This is a genomic window from Herminiimonas sp. CN (genome assembly GCF_000622895.1).
Classification (GTDB): Bacteria; Pseudomonadota; Gammaproteobacteria; order Burkholderiales; family Burkholderiaceae_D; genus AVCC01.
Genome location: NZ_AVCC01000013.1, coordinates 32,117 through 50,342, shown reverse-complemented (window position 1 = coordinate 50,342; position 18,226 = coordinate 32,117). Strand labels below are relative to the sequence as shown.

The 18,226-nt window shown below is 61.0% G+C and carries 15 protein-coding genes; 11 read left to right on the top strand and 4 right to left on the bottom strand.

Translation table 11 applies throughout. The features are described 5' to 3' along the window. Positions 1 to 15 precede the first annotated feature (15 nt). The 3 genes from HMCN_RS0104935 (at position 16) to HMCN_RS0104925 (ending at position 4,963) form a co-directional block, all read left to right on the top strand. Entirely contained in the window at positions 16 to 2,085 is a 2,070-nt protein-coding gene (locus HMCN_RS0104935) for a molybdopterin-dependent oxidoreductase (RefSeq protein ID WP_025916333.1), read from the top strand. A 26-nt stretch (positions 2,086 to 2,111) separates the two neighbouring features. Beyond that, positions 2,112 to 3,167, top strand: a complete 1,056-nt coding sequence (locus tag HMCN_RS0104930; RefSeq protein WP_025916332.1) for an aminopeptidase — start codon at positions 2,112 to 2,114, stop codon at positions 3,165 to 3,167. 113 nt (positions 3,168 to 3,280) lie between these two features. Continuing rightward, positions 3,281 to 4,963, top strand: a complete 1,683-nt coding sequence (locus HMCN_RS0104925; RefSeq protein WP_025916331.1) for a long-chain fatty acid--CoA ligase — start codon at positions 3,281 to 3,283, stop codon at positions 4,961 to 4,963. Between the two features lie 15 nt (positions 4,964 to 4,978). On the opposite strand, the gene HMCN_RS0104920 is transcribed toward HMCN_RS0104925, so the two are convergent. The 3 genes from HMCN_RS0104920 to HMCN_RS17305 all read right to left on the bottom strand — a co-directional run bounded on the left by HMCN_RS0104920 (position 4,979) and on the right by HMCN_RS17305 (position 7,341). Continuing rightward, positions 4,979 to 5,671 carry a MarC family protein gene (locus HMCN_RS0104920; RefSeq protein ID WP_025916330.1) on the bottom strand — a complete coding sequence of 231 codons (693 nt, stop codon included), beginning with the start codon at positions 5,669 to 5,671 and terminating at the stop codon, positions 4,979 to 4,981. A gap of 158 nt (positions 5,672 to 5,829) precedes the next feature. Continuing rightward, positions 5,830 to 6,669 (bottom strand): isocitrate lyase/phosphoenolpyruvate mutase family protein, encoded by an 840-nt coding sequence (locus HMCN_RS0104915; protein ID WP_035625848.1) that lies wholly within the window; start codon positions 6,667 to 6,669, stop codon positions 5,830 to 5,832. Positions 6,670 to 6,876: 207 nt separating this feature from the next. Continuing rightward, positions 6,877 to 7,341: an acyl-CoA thioesterase gene (locus HMCN_RS17305; RefSeq protein WP_025916328.1), complete on the bottom strand. Its 465-nt coding sequence runs from the start codon at positions 7,339 to 7,341 to the stop codon at positions 6,877 to 6,879. Between the two features lie 88 nt (positions 7,342 to 7,429). On the opposite strand from HMCN_RS17305, the gene HMCN_RS0104905 reads away from it, so the two are divergent. From HMCN_RS0104905 to HMCN_RS0104875, 7 genes are all read left to right on the top strand, one after another. Beyond that, entirely contained in the window at positions 7,430 to 9,280 is a 1,851-nt protein-coding gene (locus HMCN_RS0104905) for an ABC transporter ATP-binding protein/permease (RefSeq protein WP_025916327.1), read from the top strand. 6 nt (positions 9,281 to 9,286) lie between these two features. After that, positions 9,287 to 10,258, top strand: coding sequence for a LysR family transcriptional regulator (locus tag HMCN_RS17300; protein WP_035625844.1), 972 nt, complete (start codon positions 9,287 to 9,289; stop codon positions 10,256 to 10,258). 212 nt (positions 10,259 to 10,470) lie between these two features. After that, a complete protein-coding gene (locus HMCN_RS0104895) occupies positions 10,471 to 11,754 on the top strand; it encodes a Glu/Leu/Phe/Val dehydrogenase (protein WP_025916326.1) in 1,284 nt (427 codons plus the stop codon). A gap of 343 nt (positions 11,755 to 12,097) precedes the next feature. Continuing rightward, entirely contained in the window at positions 12,098 to 13,039 is a 942-nt protein-coding gene (locus HMCN_RS0104890) for an amino acid ABC transporter substrate-binding protein (RefSeq protein ID WP_025916325.1), read from the top strand. 132 nt (positions 13,040 to 13,171) lie between these two features. Next, entirely contained in the window at positions 13,172 to 13,924 is a 753-nt protein-coding gene (locus HMCN_RS0104885; RefSeq protein ID WP_025916324.1) for an amino acid ABC transporter permease, read from the top strand. Between the two features lie 2 nt (positions 13,925 to 13,926). Next, positions 13,927 to 14,622: an amino acid ABC transporter permease gene (locus HMCN_RS0104880; protein WP_025916323.1), complete on the top strand. Its 696-nt coding sequence runs from the start codon at positions 13,927 to 13,929 to the stop codon at positions 14,620 to 14,622. A gap of 52 nt (positions 14,623 to 14,674) precedes the next feature. Then, complete coding sequence (locus HMCN_RS0104875; protein WP_025916322.1) at positions 14,675 to 15,400, top strand: amino acid ABC transporter ATP-binding protein; 726 nt, start codon at positions 14,675 to 14,677, stop codon at positions 15,398 to 15,400. A gap of 88 nt (positions 15,401 to 15,488) precedes the next feature. Here the strand turns inward: HMCN_RS0104875 and HMCN_RS0104870 are convergent, their stop codons facing one another. Then, a complete protein-coding gene (locus HMCN_RS0104870) occupies positions 15,489 to 16,706 on the bottom strand; it encodes a hypothetical protein (RefSeq protein ID WP_025916321.1) in 1,218 nt (405 codons plus the stop codon). Positions 16,707 to 16,930: 224 nt separating this feature from the next. On the opposite strand from HMCN_RS0104870, the gene HMCN_RS0104865 reads away from it, so the two are divergent. After that, positions 16,931 to 18,208 (top strand): glycerate kinase, encoded by a 1,278-nt coding sequence (locus HMCN_RS0104865; RefSeq protein ID WP_035625862.1) that lies wholly within the window; start codon positions 16,931 to 16,933, stop codon positions 18,206 to 18,208. Positions 18,209 to 18,226: the final 18 nt, after the last annotated feature.

The following is an 18,226-nucleotide window of genomic DNA, read 5'->3' as shown; positions in this document are numbered from 1 at the left end:
AAAGCGAAGAATCCGATGACATCCTCGACCATCCGCGCGGTCTGCCCGCACGACTGTCCCGATACCTGCGCGCTGCTGGTGACCGTCGAGGGCGGCGTGGCCGTTGAGGTGCGCGGCGACCCCGCGCATCCGACCACGGCCGGCGCATTGTGCACCAAGGTGGCGCGGTATCCCGAGCGCACCTATCACAAGGACAGGCTGCTTTCGCCGATGAAACGCATCGGCAAGAAGGGCGAGGGCAAGTTCGCGCCGATTGGCTGGGAGGAGGCGATTGCCACCATCGCGGCCCGGCTGCAGCGCATTGCCGACCCGCAGGCGATCCTGCCGTACAGCTATGCCGGCACCATGGGGCTGGTGCAGGGCGAATCGATGGCGATGCGCTTTTTCCACAAGCTCGGCGCCTCGCTGCTGGAGCGCACCATCTGCTCCACCGCCGGCGGCGAGGGCTACAAGTACACGATCGGCGCGCGGATCGGCACCGATGTCGAGCAAACCGAACATGCCAAGCTGATCCTGATCTGGGGCGGCAATCCGGTCGCTTCCAACCTGCATTTCTGGATGCGGGCGCAGCAGGCCAAGCGCAACGGCGCCAAGCTGATCGCGATCGATCCGTACCGCTCGCTGACCGCGGAGAAATGCCATCAGCATATCGCGCTGCTGCCCGGCACCGATGCCGCACTGGCGCTGGGCCTGATGCACGTGCTGATCGCCGAAGATCTGGTCGACCGGGATTACATCGATCGCTATACCGAAGGCTACACGCAGCTCAAGGAACGGGCGGCCGAATGGCCGCCGCAGCGGGTGGCGGTGACCTGCGGCATCAGCGTCGGGGAAGTGCTGCAGCTGGCGCGCGATTACGGCGCCGCGGCGCGGCGCGGCGAAGCGGCGCTGATCCGGCTCAATTACGGCGTGCAGCGCACTCGCGGCGGCGGCATGGCGGTGCGCAATATCGCTTGCCTGCCGGCGCTGGCGGGCGCCTGGCGCCATGCGGCCGGCGGCGTGCTGCTGTCCTGCTCCGACGCCTTCCCGAAAGACCGCGCGGTGCTGGAGCGGCCCGACTTGCTGGCCGGGCGCAACCCGCGCAGCATCAATATGGTGACCATCGGCGACGATTTGCTGCGCGACGCCAGCCCCGCATTCGGCCCGAAGATCGAAGCGCTGATCGTGTATAACGCGAACCCGGTGGCGGTGGCGCCGGAGTCCGACAAGGTGGCGCAGGGCTTTGCGCGGGAAGACCTGTTTACCGTGGTGCTGGAGCATTTCCAGACCGACACCGCCGATTACGCCGACATCCTGCTGCCGGCCACCACGCAGCTCGAGCATGTCGATATCCATTCGACTTACGGCCATCTGTACATGATGGCAAACAATGCGGCGATTGCCCCGCTGGGCCAGGCGAAACCGAATACCGAGATATTCCGCCTGCTGGCGGCGCGCATGGGATTTTCCGAGCCCTGTTTCCAGGACAGCGACGACGCCATCGCGGCGCAGGCCTTCCGGGCCGACGATGCGCGGGTCGCCGGACCCTATTGGGAGCAGCTCAAGCGGCAAGGCTGGCAAAAGCTGCGGCTGGCCGACGCGCCGTTCGTGCACGGCGGCTTCCCGACCGCGTCCGGCAAATGCGCGCTGTATTCGCAGGCTATGGCGGACGCCGGGCTGGACCCGCTGCCGGCCTACAACGCGCCGCATGAATCGGCGGCCAGCAATCCGGCGCTGGCGGCGCGCTATCCGCTGGCGATGATCTCGCCGCCGGCCCGCAATTTCCTCAATTCCACCTTCGTCAACGTGCAAAGCCTGCGCGACACCGAAGGCGAGCCGCATCTGGACATGCATCCGGTTGATGCCGCGGCGCGCGGCATTGCGCAGGGCGAGCTGGTACGCATCTTCAACGACCGCGGCAGCTTTGCGTGCTGGGCGCGCGTCACTGATAGAGCCCGTCCCGGGCTGGTGGTCGGGCTGTCGATCTGGTGGAAAAAATTTGCCGCCGATGGCAAGAACGCGAACCAGGTGACCAGCCAGAGCCTGACCGACATGGGGCGCGGGCCGACTTTTTATGACGTGCTGGTGGAGGTCGAAAAAGCGTGAAACTGCGCGTGAAAACCACCTGGCGCATGGCGGTTCTGCTGGCCCTGAGCGGCCTGCTGGGCGGCTGTGCGCAGCTCGGCTATCTGGTGCAAGCCGCGCATGGGCAATCCGCACTGCTGTCTGCGGCGCGCCCGATCGACGACTGGCTGGCCGATCCGCAAGCCGATCCGGGCTTGAAGGACAAACTCGCCACCGCCAAACTCATCCGTGCTTTTGCGGTGCGCGAACTGGCGCTGCCGGATAACGCCAGCTACACCACTTACGCGGCGCTGCGGCGGCCGTTCGTGCTGTGGAACGTGGTCGCCACCCCGGCCTTGTCGCTCAAGCCGAAACAATGGTGCTTTCCGGTGGCGGGCTGCGTCAGTTATCGCGGCTATTACGAACTGGCGCAAGCCCGGGCCGAGGCGCTGGCCTTGCGCACCGAGGGCTACGACGTGCAGGTCGCCGGGGTGCCCGCCTACTCGACGCTGGGCTGGTTCAAGGATCCGGTGATCTCCACCTTCATCCATTACCCCGATGCCGAACTGGCGCGGCTGATTTTCCACGAGTTGGCGCATCAGGTCGCGTATGCGCCGGGCGATTCGGAATTCAACGAATCGTTTGCGACCACGGTGGAGCAGGCCGGTCTGCAGCGCTGGCTGGATGTGCATGGCGATGCCAAGATGCGTCAGTCGTATGCAGTGTATGCGGCGCGCAAGCAGGGTTTTCTGGGATTGTTGCTGCATTGTCGGCAGGCATTGGAAGCCAACTATGCGGCGGCAACGCCCGAGGCGGAAAAGCTGCGGCGCAAAGCCGAAATCTTCCAGGCGCTGCAGCAGGATTACCAGGCGCTGAAACAGTCGTGGGGCGGCTATACCGGCTACGACCGCTGGTTTGCCGAGCCGCTGTCGAATGCTCATCTGGCGGCGCTGGCGACCTACCATGATCTGGTGCCGGCGTTCCAGGCGCTGCTGCGACAGGATCAGGGTTTCGAGCGTTTTTATGCGGACGTCAAGGCGCTGGCCAATCTCGAGCGGCAACAGCGCCGCCGCCGTTTGCTGGAATTTGCCGGGACCCAAACTCTTAGAGATCTTGCTCTGTAAGCACGCAAAGGGCTTGTGCTGGAGCGTGGTGCCCGATAGCATGGCAATATAAAAAGAAACAACCGTGCGTTTTTTGCGGGACAGTTAACAATAATCGAGACAAGGGATACACCATGGATAAGATCTGGCTGAAAAACTATCCGGCAGGCGTACCGAGCGAAATCGACTTCACCCAATACCGCTCGCTGGCGCATTTGTTCGACGAGGCATTCCACAAATACGCGTCGCGCAACGCCTTCGTCTGCATGGATAAATTCCTCACCTACGGCGAAGTCGATGCGCTGTCCCGGAAATTCGGCGCCTGGCTGCAAAGCCGCAGCCTTGCCAAAGGTGCCCGGGTCGCGATCATGATGCCGAACGTGCTGCAGTATCCGGTGGCGATTGCCGCCATCCTGCGGGCCGGCTACACGGTGGTCAACGTCAACCCGCTGTACACCGCGCGCGAACTGGAGCACCAGCTCAAGGACAGCGGCGCCGAAGCCATCATCATCCTGGAAAATTTCGCCACCACGCTCGAGCATGTGATCGCCAGGACCAGCATCAAGCATGTGGTGGTGGCCAGCATGGGTGACCTGCTGGGCGGCGTCAAGGGCGCCATCGTCAATTTCGTGGTGCGCCATGTCAAGAAAATGGTGCCGCCCTACACCCTGCCGAACGCGATCCGCTTCAACCGGATGATGTCCGACGCCACCGGCATGCGCTTGCGTCCGGTCGAACTCAACCACGACGACATCGCATTCCTGCAATACACCGGCGGCACCACCGGGCTGTCCAAGGGCGCCATGCTGTCGCACCGCAACGTGATCGCCAACGTGCTGCAAAACGAGGCATGGCTGCAGCCGGCGCTGAGGAAGCAGCCGCGCGTTGAGCAGTTGACGATGGTGTGCGCTTTGCCGCTGTACCACATCTTTGCGCTGACGATTTGCGGCCTGCTGGGCACGCGCATCGGCGCACTCAATATCCTGGTGCCGAACCCGCGCGACTTCGCCGGCTTCGTCAAGGAGCTGTCGAAGTACAGGTTCAATATTTTTCCGGCCGTGAATACGCTGTTCAATGCGCTGCTGCATACCCCGGGTTTCGATCAGCTCGATTTTTCCGGCCTCAAGGTCTCCAACGGCGGCGGCATGGCGGTGCAGAAAGTGGTCGCCGACAAATGGCTCAAGGTCACCGGCTGCGCGATCGCCGAAGGCTACGGCCTGTCCGAAACCTCGCCGGTAGTCACCGCCAATCCGGCCGACAGCACCGAATATTCCGGCACCATCGGCTTGCCGATCCCGTCCACCGAAGTCGCCATTCTGGATGACGACGGTCAGCCGGTGCCGCTCGGCCAGGCCGGCGAAATCGCGATCCGAGGTCCGCAAGTGATGGCCGGCTATTGGCAGAGCCCGGAAGAAACGGCGCTCGCGATGACGCCGGACGGATTCTTCAAGTCGGGCGATATCGGCGTCATGGATGAGCGCGGCCATACCCGCATCGTCGACCGTAAGAAAGACATGATCCTGGTGTCCGGCTTCAACGTCTTCCCGACCGAGGTCGAGGGCGTGGTGGCCCAGCATCCGGGCGTGCTGGAATGCGCCTGCGTCGGAGTGCCTGACGAGCATTCGGGCGAAGCGGTGAAATTGTTCGTGGTGCGCAAGGACCCGGCGCTGACGGTCGAAGATCTGCAGCATTTCTGCAAGGAAGAACTGACCGGCTACAAGCGGCCGAAATTCATCGAGTTCCGCACCGAATTGCCAAAAACCAACGTCGGAAAGATATTGCGGCGCGAACTGCGCGACGAGAAGAGGGCTGCCTGAGGGATGGCGCAGTGTTCAGCTGACGCCTGGCGCCAGCAGCACGCTGCGCAGTAGTTCGCTGGCGCCATCCCAGACGATCTGCACGCCCAGACATAACAGAATGAAAGCAGACAAGCGCAGGAAAATCACAGTGCCGGCATCGCCCAGTGGCTTGAGCAGGCGCTGGGCGTAGCGCAGCGCAAGGTACAGCAGGCCGGCTATCACCAGCAGCGCCAGCACGCCGCCGCCTATTCGCGCCAAGGACAGCGTCAGCTTCTGGTCGTGCAGGGCAACGCCGACCGTGATCGCCGTGGCGATAGACCCTGGACCGCAGCTGATCGGGAATGTCAGCGGGTAGAAAGCCTGGCGGTGCGCATGCTCGGGTGTAAAGGCATCGGCGAGTTCGGCGCGGCGATCGTCGTCAGGATGGCTGGCATTGAGCATCCGCCACGCGTTGGCAGCGACGATCAGGCCGCCGCCAACGCGCACGATCGGCAGCGAAATGCCGAAAAAATCGAGTACGTAGGAGCCAACTAGCATCGAGCCCGCCATCAAGGCAAACATGTTGCGCGCGATGCGCCGCGCCAGCAGCGCCCGCGTGCTGGCCGATGCGCCTTCGGTCAGGCCGAGGAAAATCGGTGCAGTGGCAGCGGGATTCAGGATTGGCAGGATTGCTGCCAGCACGAACAGGAAGCTTTTGCCGAGCGCCAGTAGCAATGTGGCCGCCATGTCAGGGCCTCCGTTGCGTCTGTTTCGCGGCGCTCTCGCACATGCCTCGACGCAACGGCTTCTCCTGTCGCTGCTCTGCCGGAATAGTCCAGGTCGAAAGAATCAATTGCATCTTGTAACTCCTAAATTTTCCGCCGTACACGTTTGACGCGAGTCGGTCAGGTGTTTGCGAACGAGGAAAAAAACCGGCACAGTTCATCGTCGGGAATTTGCTGATTCGCAAACGAGAAACTTCCATGTTCCTTCATCTCGAGTGCAGCCTGCCGAATGAGCCCGTAAGTCGCTCGCGCCAGGCTGCCGCCGATAGTGATTCGCTTGACCCCAAGTTCCGCCAGATGCGCAACGCACAGCGTTGCGCCTGACAAGCCCATCACGACCGTCAGCGGGCCATCGATTTCTTTTGCCAACGCCTTAATGATGTCAGGATCGGATATGCCCGGAACAAACAAGCAGTCGGCGCCAGCCTCCCTGTACCTGTTGGCGCGTTCGACTGCGGCCGAGAACGGGTTTTCAACCTGCGCAAGGTAGCAATCGGTACGAGCCGTCAGCGTAAACGGGATCCCCGCCGCGTCAGCAGCATTCCGTGCGGCACGAATGCGCTCCACCGACAGGGCGGGGTCGAACAGCGGTGCGCTGCTATCGCCGGTGAAGTCCTCTATGTTTCCCCCCACCGCGCCAGCAGCAATGGCCAACCGAATGGTTTCACCGACTTGCCGGGGCTCAATGCCATAGCCTGCTTCAAGATCGGCGCTGACAGGAAGGCTAACGGCAGCGGCAATGCGGCGAATGCAGTCCGACATCGACTCGCGCGTTACAGCCCCCTCGTAATCGGGCAACCCCTGAGAAAACGCTATTCCGGCACTGGTGGTGCCAATGGCGGGAAAGCCGGAGACCGATAGCATTCGGGCGCTACCTGCATCCCAGGCATTTGGCATCAAGAATGTCCCGTCCTGGAGGTGTAGTTGTTTGAACAGCTGGGCCTTTTGTAACTGGTTCATGGGAATTCGCATTCTTTGCCGGTTGAGCGCCTAACTTCAATTAGGGGGAAATTTCTGGTTGTCCAGATGGCCTGCGATAGCCGGGAACGGCCGGCAGCCGCCATTCGCAGCATAAGCGATCGCATCTATTATTCGGCGGGTATATCTAAAAATACATGATTTTCAGCATGTATTTAAACGGAGTATATAAATACAATATCCAGTATGTTATTTGTGCGGAATGCCTCCGGCAGCCGATGTCAGCGATGCCAGCGGTGGAATCGGGCGCGGCTTGCGGTCTTCGCTGGTGGCGACGTAGGTCAGTGTGGCTTCGGTGACCTTGACCGTTTCAGCTTCCAGCCGGTTGCGCTCCGCATAGACTTCGACATTGATGGTGAGCGAGGTGTTGCCGACCCGCACCACTTCGGCGTAGAACGACAGCAGATCGCCGACGAATACCGGATGCTTGAACAGGAAGGAGTTTACCGCGATGGTGGCGACCCGTCCGTTGGCGCGGCGTGTCGCGAGGATCGCGCCGGCGATGTCGACCTGGGCCATGATCCAGCCGCCGAACACGTCGCCGTGGATATTCGCGTCCGTCGGCATCGGCATTACCCGTAGCGTCGGCATGATGCCGGGAGGCAAGCCAGGGTAGATGGCTGTGGCGGCGGTGTTTTCTGGTGTCGGTGTCATGTGGGTTCTCTAAGGGGCTACAATTCGGAACTGCGCGTCACCGCGCAACAGTATCTTTCAATTGAATCATAAAAGAGCCATTTTCGCCATGCGTCATCACTCCGGTTCGCCGCCGCCTCCCGTCTCACAAGGTCCTCGCAACGATTGGGCTACCTTGAAAACCTTGCTGCCCTACCTGTGGGTATACAAGTGGCGGGTGGTTTTTGCACTAGTGTTCCTGGTCGGCGCCAAGCTGGCCAACGTCGGCGTGCCGCTGGTGCTGAAGGCCCTGATCGACCGCATGACGATCAGCCCGAGCCAGCCGCAGGCGCTGCTGGTGTTGCCGCTGGGGATTTTGGTCGCGTATGGCGTGTTGCGGATGGCGACCACGCTGTTTACCGAATTGCGTGAATTCATTTTTGCCAGGGTCACGCAGCGGGCAGTGCGCACCATCGCATTGCGGGTATTCCGGCATTTGCATGCGCTGTCGCTACGCTTCCATTTGAACCGGCAGACCGGCGGCATGACGCGCGATATCGAGCGCGGTACGCGCGGCATCACGACGCTGGTGTCGTTTACGCTGTTTAATATCCTGCCGACCTTGATCGAGATCGCGCTGGTACTCGGTTACCTGGCGCTGCATTACGATATCTGGTTTTCGATCATCACGGTGGTGGCGCTGGCTTCCTATATCGGCTTTACCGTGCTGGTGACCGAGTGGCGCACGCATTTCCGGCGCACCATGAACGATCTGGATTCGAAAGCCAGCACCAGGGCCATCGATTCGCTGATCAATTATGAGACGGTCAAGTATTTCGGCAACGAGGATTACGAAGCCCATCGCTACGATGAAGGCTTGCGGCGCTATGAGGGCGCGGCGGTGAAGTCGCAGACTTCGCTGTCGCTGCTCAATACCGGTCAGTCGATCATCATCGCCATTGCGGTCACGCTGATCCTGTGGCGTGCGACCCAGGGCGTGATCAACGGCACGATGACGCTGGGCGATCTGGTGCTGGTCAACGCCTTCATGATCCAGTTGTATGTTCCGCTCAATTTTCTGGGCGTGATTTACCGCGAAGTCAAGCAAAGTCTGGCCGACATGGAGCGGCTGTTCGCGCTGCTGGACCAGAACCGCGAAGTGGCCGACAGTGCCGACGCCAGGCCGCTGCAGATCAAGGGTGCCGAGCTGCGTTTTTCCCATGTCGATTTCAGCTACGAGTCGAACCGGCAGATCCTGTTCGATGTCGATTTCACGATTCCCGCCGGCACCACGACGGCGGTGGTCGGCCATAGCGGATCGGGCAAGTCGACGCTGTCGCGGCTGCTGTTCCGCTTTTACGATCTGAACGCAGGCAGCATCACGATCGACGGCCAGGATTTGCGCGACGTCACGCAAGCATCCTTGCGCAGCGCGATCGGCATCGTGCCGCAGGATACCGTGCTGTTTAATGACACGATCGAATACAACATCGCCTACGGCAAGCCGGGCGCCAGCAAGGCAGAAATCGTCGGCGCGGCCCGGGCCGCGTATATCCACGACTTCATCGAAAGCCTGCCGGACGGCTACGCCACCCGGGTCGGCGAGCGCGGCCTGAAACTGTCTGGCGGCGAAAAACAGCGGGTCGCGATCGCCCGCACCGTGCTGAAAGACCCGGCGATCCTGGTTTTCGACGAAGCCACCTCGGCGCTGGATTCCAAGTCAGAGCAGGCGATCCAGGCGCAATTGAAGGAGATCGCCAAAAATCGCACCACGCTGGTGATCGCGCATCGGCTGTCGACGATTGCCGACGCGCAGCAGATTCTGGTGCTCGATCACGGCCGCATCGTCGAGCGCGGCACGCATGCCGACTTGCTGGCAGCGGATGGCGCCTATGCGCAGATGTGGCAGCGCCAGCAGGCGCGTCAGGATGAACAACTGCTGGATTCGCCACCAGATCGCCCTCAGATGGCGGTCGTGTAGGCAGATATGGATACCAAATGGCTTGAGGACTTCATTTCCCTGGCGGAGACCGGCAGTTTCAGCCGCTCCGCCGCAATGCGCCACGTCACGCAACCGGCATTTTCGCGCCGCATCCAGTCGCTTGAATCGTGGCTCGGTACCGATCTGATCGACCGCACCTCGTACCCGACCCGGCTGACGCCGGCCGGCGAGGTATTTTACGAGCAATCGCTGGAAGTGCTGGGGCAGATCAACAATGCCCGCGCGCTGCTGCGCGGCAAGCGCAAGGCGGCCCTGACTACGATCGATTTTGCGGTGCCGCATACCCTGTCGCTGACCTATATGCCGAAGTGGATGATGGCGCTGGAAGCCGGCTTCGGCCAGATCAGCGCGCGCCTGATTGCGCTCAATGTGCACGATGCGGTGATGACGCTGGTCGAAGGCGGCTGCGATTTGCTGATCTGCTACCACCATCCGCTGCAGCCGCTGCAACTCGACACCAGCCGCTACGACATGCTGACGCTGGGGTGCGAATCGTTGCGCGCCTATTCGCGCTGCGAGAAGACGGCAGCGCGAACGGCAGCGCCGAAATTCGTATTGCCCGGCAGCAGCGCGGCGCCGTTGCCGTTTCTGTCATATACCGACAATGCCTATTTCGGCCGCATGGTGGAGCTGATTCTGGCCAATGCCAGAACCGCCCTGCATCTGGATAAATGCTATGAAACCGATATGGCGGAAGGCTTGAAGATGATGGCGCTGGAAGGGCGCGGCCTGGCTTTTTTGCCGGAATCGGCGGTAACGCGCGAGGTAAAGGAAAAACGCCTGGCGCGCGCCGATGGCGGCAGCGGCGAATGGGAAGTCGAGATGGAGATCCGCCTGTACCGCGAGCGTCCTTCCGGCCTGCATCCGGGCAAGCCGCTGGTTGCGCGCCTGTGGGAGTATCTGCTACGGCGCAGCCAGTCGGAAATGCCGCCCCGATCGCAGCGCAAGCCGGCTTGATGTCCGGCTGCGTCAGGCGCTGCAGGCCGCATATGGGCGATCGTGAAATTGACCATGTCCTTCGTCTGTAACTATGCATCATACGCATAGTTACATGCATACAAAGCATTTGCCGGGGCAGGGAGCGCACCTTTAGGATGCTGTATCGCCTTGGCTGCCGCAAGTCTTTTGCTTGCAAGCCGGCGCCAAAACATTCAAGGAGCGTTCATACCATGTCCAGCAATCACGTTATTCCATCGTATCTCGATCACAGTCATTTAGGCCCCTGGGGCGTGTACCTCGAACAAATCGATCGGGTTACGCCGTATCTCGGTCACCTCAGCCGTTGGGTGGAAACCCTCAAGCGCCCGAAGCGAATTCTGATCGTCGATGTGCCGATCGAGCGCGACGACGGTACCGTCGCCCACTTCGAGGGCTATCGGGTCCAGCATAATCTGTCGCGCGGCCCAGGCAAGGGCGGGGTGCGTTTCCATCAGGACGTGACGCTGTCTGAAGTGATGGCGCTGTCGGCCTGGATGACGGTCAAGAATGCGGCGGTAAACGTTCCTTACGGTGGCGCCAAGGGCGGCATCCGGGTCGATCCGAAGACGCTTTCCAAGGGCGAGTTGCAGCGCATGACGCGTCGCTACACCAGCGAAATCGGCATTATCATCGGCCCCAACAAGGATATTCCGGCACCCGACGTCAACACCAACGAGCAAACCATGGCGTGGATGATGGACACCTACTCGATGAACGTGGGCGGCACCGCAACCGGTGTGGTGACCGGCAAGCCGATTTCGCTCGGCGGCAGCCTGGGCCGGCGCGAAGCCACCGGGCGCGGCGTGTATGTGGTCGGCTGCGAGGCTGCCATCAAGCGCGGCATGGAAATCAAGGGCTCGCGGATTGCAGTGCAGGGTTTCGGCAACGTCGGCGGCACTGCGGCACGACTGTTCGCGGAAGCCGGCGCCAAGGTGGTGGCGGTGCAGGATCATGTTGCAACTGTATATTCAGAAGGCGGCCTGGACGTGCCGGCGCTGCTGGCGCACGTGGAAGCCAATGGCAGCGTCGCCGGTTTTGCGGCAGAAGCGGTGCTCACCAGCGAACAGTTCTGGGGCGTCAATTGCGACATCCTGATACCGGCTGCGCTGGAGCAGCAGATCAATGCCGGGAATGCGCATCGGATTCGCGCCAAGATCATCCTGGAAGGCGCCAACGGCCCAACCACGCCGGAAGCCGACGATATCCTGCATGACAAGGGCGTACTGATCGTGCCGGACGTGATCGCCAACGCCGGCGGCGTAACCGTCAGCTATTTCGAGTGGGTGCAGGATTTCTCCAGCTTCTTCTGGAGCGAAGATGAAATCAACCAGCGCCTGACCCGCATCATGCGCGAAGCGTTCAATTCGATCTGGCATGTGGCGGAGGAGCACAAGACGTCGTTCCGTACTGCCGCCTTCATCGTCGCCTGCACCCGCGTGCTGCAGGCGCGCGAGGTGCGCGGGTTATATCCATAAGCATAGGCATAGGCCTGGCGTTGCCGGGTATTTCGGGAAAGATTATCCCGCGCTGCGCGCGGGATAATCTTTCTACGTGTTAACCCTTATATACATCGTTTTTGATTCGGCATAAGTTTTCCTTGCGGGCCGGCAGCATGATGAACGCGTGTTGCACATCGTGCGTCGGGCATCTATCATGCCACTGGTTTCATCTCCGTCGATGGCTGAAATATCTCCGCCAGCGAAGAGGCTCTCGCGGGAGTTATCCAATCACGCCATCAGCGCGCAGATGCTGAGAAATCAGGTGTTATCCATATCACTGAAGTATTTTCAAGGAGTCAGGTTTATGCAAATTCATACAATGTCGAAATGTGTCGTCGCTCTCATCGGCGCCGGCCTGTTCGCAGGTGCGGTTCAGGCTGCGGAGCTGACCGGTACGCTCAAGAAAATCAAGGATACCGGCACTATCACGTTGGGTGTGCGCGACTCTTCGATTCCATTTTCCTATCTCGACGACAAGCAGTCCTACCAGGGTTATTCGATCGACTTGTGCATGAAAGCGGCCACCGCGGTCCAGAAGCAGCTCGGCATGACTTCGCTCAACGTCAAGATGGTTCCGGTCACGTCCGCTACCCGGATCCCGCTGATCACGAATGGCACCATCGATCTGTCCTGCGACTCCGCGACCAATAATGCCGAGCGCCAGAAAGTCGTGGCTTTCGCTCCGACCATGTTCATTACCGCCAACCGCCTGCTGGCCAAAAAATCATCCAATATCAAGACGCTGGCCGACATGAAGGGCAAGACCATCGTCTCGACTTCCGGCACTTCGATGCTCAAGCAAATCACCATATTGAATGGCGAACGCAATCTGGGCATGAATATCCTCGCCGCCAAGGACCACGCCGAGGCATTCTTGATGGTGGAAACCGGCCGTGCCGTTGCATTTTCGATGGATGACATCCTGCTGTTCTCGCTGGCTGCCAGTTCCAAGGCGCCTAACGATTACACGATCACCAGCGAAGCGCTGTCGGTCGAGCCGTATGGCATCATCGAGCGCCGCGACGATCCCGAGTTCAAGAAGGCGGTAGATGCCGCATTGACGCACGTCTACAAATCGGGCGAAATCAACAAGATCTATGCCAAATGGTTCCTGTCTCCGATCCCGCCTAAAGGCATCAACCTGAATGTGCCGATGAGTGCGGAATTGAAGGCGGCGTTTGCCAAACCGACCGATTCTCCTGATCCTGCTGCCTACGCCGCCGTACCGGAAGCGCAAAAGCAATCTTCCAAGAAAAAATAATTTTTTTCCTTACCAGGAAATGGGAGGCGCAAGCCTCCCATTTTTGTTTTAATGTGGGATGGGGTCACGCCCTGAAACCCTGATGGCGCCGCAATAATTCCGGGGCCACTCCCACCGAAGAGGAGATACACAATGCATTACCCCTGGAACTGGAGCATCTACTGGCAGGAATCTCCCGACGGCGTGCATACCTACATGGATACGCTGCTGGCCGGCCTGCAATGGACGGTGGCCACCGCCGTCAGCGCCTGGATCATGGCGCTGGTCATCGGCACCGTGGTCGGCACCGTACGCACCATGCCAAACAAGTGGCTGGTGCGCCTGTCGAACGCCTATATCGAACTGTTTCGCAATATCCCGCTGATCGTGCAGATGTTCCTGTGGTATTTCGTGATGCCGGAACTGGTGCCGGCCAGTGCGGGCAACTGGCTCAAGTCGCTGCCGAACGCATCCTTCATCACCGCCTTCCTGGCGCTCGGATTCTTTACCTCGGCGCGGGTCGCGATCCAGGTCTCGACCGGCATCAACGCGCTGCCGCGCGGGCAGCGGATGGCGGGAACCGCGCTCGGCCTGACTCTGGCGCAAACCTATCGCTATGTATTGTTGCCGATGTCGTTTCGCATCATCATCCCGGCGCTGACCAATGAATTTGCGGCGATCATCAAGAACAGCTCGGTGGCGCTGACCATCGGCCTGGTGGAATTGACGGCGGCGACCTATTCGATGCGCGAATTCACTTTTCAGACCTTCGAGTCGCTCACTGCGGCGACCGTCATCTACATCTTCGTGTCGGCGATTGCGCTGCTGCTGGCGCGCTGGCTCGAAAGCAGGACCGCGGTACCGGGGTTCATTGCCGCCAGCAGTAGCGGCGCGGGAGGGCACTGATCATGTTGGCGAATTTCGACTTTGACGTCATTCAGCGTTCCTGGGTGTATCTGTTTACCACCGGCATGAAGTTTACGCTGACGCTGACCTTCTTTGCGATGCTGGGCGGCATCGTGTTCGGCACGCTGCTGGCGATGATGCGCCTGTCGCACAACAAGGCGATCGGGTTCGTCGCCGCCAGTTATGTCAATCTGATCCGCTCGATTCCGCTGATCCTGGTGATTTTCTGGTTTTATTTTCTGGTGCCGTACATCGGCGCCTGGGTCACCGGCGCGTCCGAGCCGATTCGGGTCGGCGCATTCTCCTCGGCGCTGATTACTTTCGTGCTGTTCGAAGCCGCCTATTATTGCGAGATCATGCGCTCCGGGATCCAGTCGATTCCGCGCGGTCAGGTGGCAGCCGGTTATGCGATCGGCATGAATTACTGGCAGATGATGGGCAACGTGGTCCTGCCGCAGGCGTTTCGCAACATGATCCCGATCCTGCTGACCCAGACCATCGTCCTGTTCCAGGACGTATCGCTGGTGTACGTATTGGGCTCGGTGCCGGATTTTGTCAGCGTGGCGTCGAAAATCGCGCAGCGCGACGGCCGTCTGGTCGAGATGTATTTGTTTGTCGCCGTGGTGTATTTCGCGATGAGCTTCGGCTTGTCCCTGCTGGTCAAGAAACTGCAGGAAAAAGTCGCGATTATCCGTTAATCGGCGACCGGCCCGGACATGCGAACCGCATTCAGAAAATTAGGAGAACAAGATGATTGAACTTAAACACGTCAGCAAGTGGTACGGCAATTTCCAGGTTCTGACCGACTGCACGACCGCGGTCGCCAAAGGCGATGTGGTGGTGGTGTGCGGCCCGTCCGGCTCCGGCAAATCGACGTTGATCAAGACCGTCAACGGCCTGGAGCCGTTTCAGAAGGGGGAAATCACCGTCAACGGCGTCTCGGTCAGCGACCCCAGGACCAATTTGTCCAAGCTGCGCTCGCAGATCGGCATGGTATTCCAGAGCTTCGAGCTGTTTCCACACATGTCGATTACCGAAAACCTGACCATCGGACAAACCAAGGTACTCGGACGCAGCCTCGAAGAGGCGCGTGAGCGCGGCTTTAAATATCTCGACCGGGTCGGCCTGATCGCACAAAAGGACAAGTTCCCCGGCCAGCTTTCGGGCGGCCAGCAGCAGCGGGTGGCGATTGCGCGCGCGTTGTCGATGGACCCGATGGCGATGCTGTTCGACGAGCCGACTTCGGCGCTCGACCCGGAAATGATCAACGAGGTGCTGGACGTGATGGTCGGCCTGGCGCAGGAAGGCATGACCATGATGGTGGTCACGCACGAGATGGGTTTCGCCAAGAAAGTCGCGAACCGCGTGATCTTCATGGATCAGGGCCGCATCATCGAAGACTGCACCAAGGACGAATTCTTCAACACCCAGCGCTCCGAACGCGCCGCGGACTTTCTGGCGAAAATCATTCACTGACTTGACCGCAGACCAGCAAACAGCCGCTTCAGCTCGCCGCTGCAAGCGGCTGTTTGCTTGCCATTGGCAGGCAGGGTTATTCCGCGCATCAGCGCGCAGCCAAAGGCGGCAATTCCTCGTATCCGAAAAAATAGGGAACAACCCGCATATCCGTCAGGAGACCGCCTGCGGCCGGGGCCCTGCCCAGCAGCGCGATATTTTCGGCGGTAAGCGCCTGTATCCGGGCAAAATCGCGGGAGCGGCTGAATACGCCATTTCTCCACTGGAATACCTCATCGAGTTTTTCCTCATAGGTATAGGAGTGATTGTTGTCGTTATAGTAATCATCGAATTTGTTGCGTCCCAGGTAGATTGCGTTGGAGCCCTCATACCCGGTTTTTTGATAGGAAGCCGGGTCGGTATTTAAAAAATACACCCAGTCGCCGGGAACGAAATTCCCGGCAGCGGCGCCGTAGCGGATTTTCACCAGCTTGCCGGGCCGGGACAGTTCCTGCGGATCGAAGTCCTGTTCGAAGTGCCACATTCTGCCGGGCTCTATCCCTGCCAGCGGTTCCTTGTCAACGGAGAGCCGCTGTTCCAGCAGGTTCTGCCGCACCGGATCCGGCTTGATGCGGCGGTAATAATCCAGTACGCCCTGTATCACCACCAGCTTGGTCGCGGTGTAGCAACCGATCGAATACAGGTTTTGCTGCAGGAAGAGATCGTCCATGGCTTCATGCAGCGGGTACCCCGGCTCCGGGGTGCCGCGCTTCCAGTATTTTCTGTTCCACTGCGCCGAACCGCCATCGGGCCAGGCCCACTGCAAGTTTTCCGCCCAGGCCACGGTGTTCTGGCGGATCCCGACATGATCTTTCAAGGCTTCGATGTCGCAAGCGCCGCCTGTGAATTCGGTCAAGCGACCATGCTGCAGCAGCGCCAGCACGATTTCTTTTTTCGAAACGGTTTGGATGCGCCTCTGTTTCCCGTATTGCGCGGGGAGGCTGACGATATCGTCCCGGATCTGCAGCCCGGGACGGGCCTGAAGGTCGCGTGTGTTGCTGTCCTCCCCGGGGGTATTCAGGGTGTATACCGCGACGCCCCCGATCCGATCGATCCTTTTCACGAACAGGTCCGGGCCGATTTCCAGCGAGGCCAGATAGGCATCCATGCCGGATTCGATCGCTTGCAGCTGGTGCGAGCGGCAGGAGAAGCGGATGCCCTCATCGGTGGCCGTCCTGGCATCCCGTCCCGGGCTATCGAGCACTGCAATCGGCACCGCCAAAGCCAAGAGCCATGCGGCCCCGATGGAAACGCCAGGATAAGCCATGTTTCGCACCTCACCCAAGTCCGGCAGATTTTCGGTGTTTTGATAAAGCCGTTTCCTGTCTGCCGGCGATACGCGCTGCGTTGCTTCAACTTAGGGGTAAAAGTCGGCGATGATATTGATTTGCATTGAATTCTGGCCATATACGGCAGCCGGCAACGGCGGTTGGGCGAACAGCGTATTGCTGGCAAAATGGCGGCTTGCCCCATTTCGATGAATCCAATGCCATGAACCCGCGCCAACTCCTGACCGACAGTTTCCACGCAGCGGTTGCCGCCGCCGATCCGCTGGGTATCGTTGCGGGATTTTTGCCGCCGCTGCCGTCAGGCCGCACGCTGGTGGTCGGCGCCGGCAAGGCTGCCGCCAGCATGGCGCGCGCGGTCGAGCTGGCGTGGCCGGCCGCTGCGCCGCTGGCGGGCGTGGTCGTCACGCGCTATGCGCACGGCATGCCGGCCGGGCGCATCCGCGTGATCGAGGCCGGCCATCCGGTGCCGGATGCCGCGGGGGAGTGCGCGGCGGCGGAGATCCTGGCGCAGGTGCGCGCGCTGACGCCGGCCGACCGTTTGATCGCGCTGATCTCCGGCGGCGGTTCCAGCCTGCTGTCGCTGCCGGTCGCCGCGGTGCCGATGGCGGACTTGAAGGCGGTGACCAGAGCCTTGCTGCGTTCCGGCGCGCCGATTGCAGCGATGAACGTGGTGCGCAAGCACCTGTCGCAGATTCAGGGCGGACGGCTGGCGGCAGCCTGCCGGGCGCCGGTCACCGCCCTGATAATCAGCGACGTGACCGGCGACGATCCGAGCGCGATTGCATCCGGCCCGACCTGTTGCGATGCCAGCACGTATCAGGACGCGCTCGATATCCTCGGCCGCCATGCGGTCAGCGCGCCGGCCAGCGTGCTGGCGCATTTGCAGGCGGGCGCGCGCGGTGCGGTCGCTGAAACGCCCAAGCCGGGCAGTGCGGTGCTGGCGCATGTTTGCAATACCGTGATCGCCACTGCGCACCAGAGCTTGCAGGCGGCGGCCGGATTTTTCCGCGAACGCGGCATCGCGCCGGTGGTGCTGGGCGACACCGTCACCGGCGAAGCATCGGAGGTCGCCAAGGTATATGCGGCGCTGGTGCGCGAAATCCGCGACCATCAGCAGCCGTTCCGCCCGCCGGTGGCCCTGATCTCCGGCGGCGAATGCACGGTCACCATGGGCGGCAATGAAGGCGGCCGTGGCGGGCGCTGCGCCGAATTCCTGCTGTCGCTGGCGCTGGAACTCGATGGCATGCCCGATGTATATGCGCTGGCGGCCGACACCGACGGCATCGACGGCAGCGAGGATAACGCCGGCGCGGTGCTGACGCCGGACACGCCGGCGCGCGCCGCGGCGCTGGGCATCAGTGCTGCGGCAATGCTGGCGGCGCATGACTCCTACGGTTATTTTTCCGGGCTGGGCGACCTGGTCGTCACCGGGCCGACCCGCACCAATGTCAACGATTATCGGGTGATCCTGATCCTGTAGAAAGGTAAAATGGCGGCA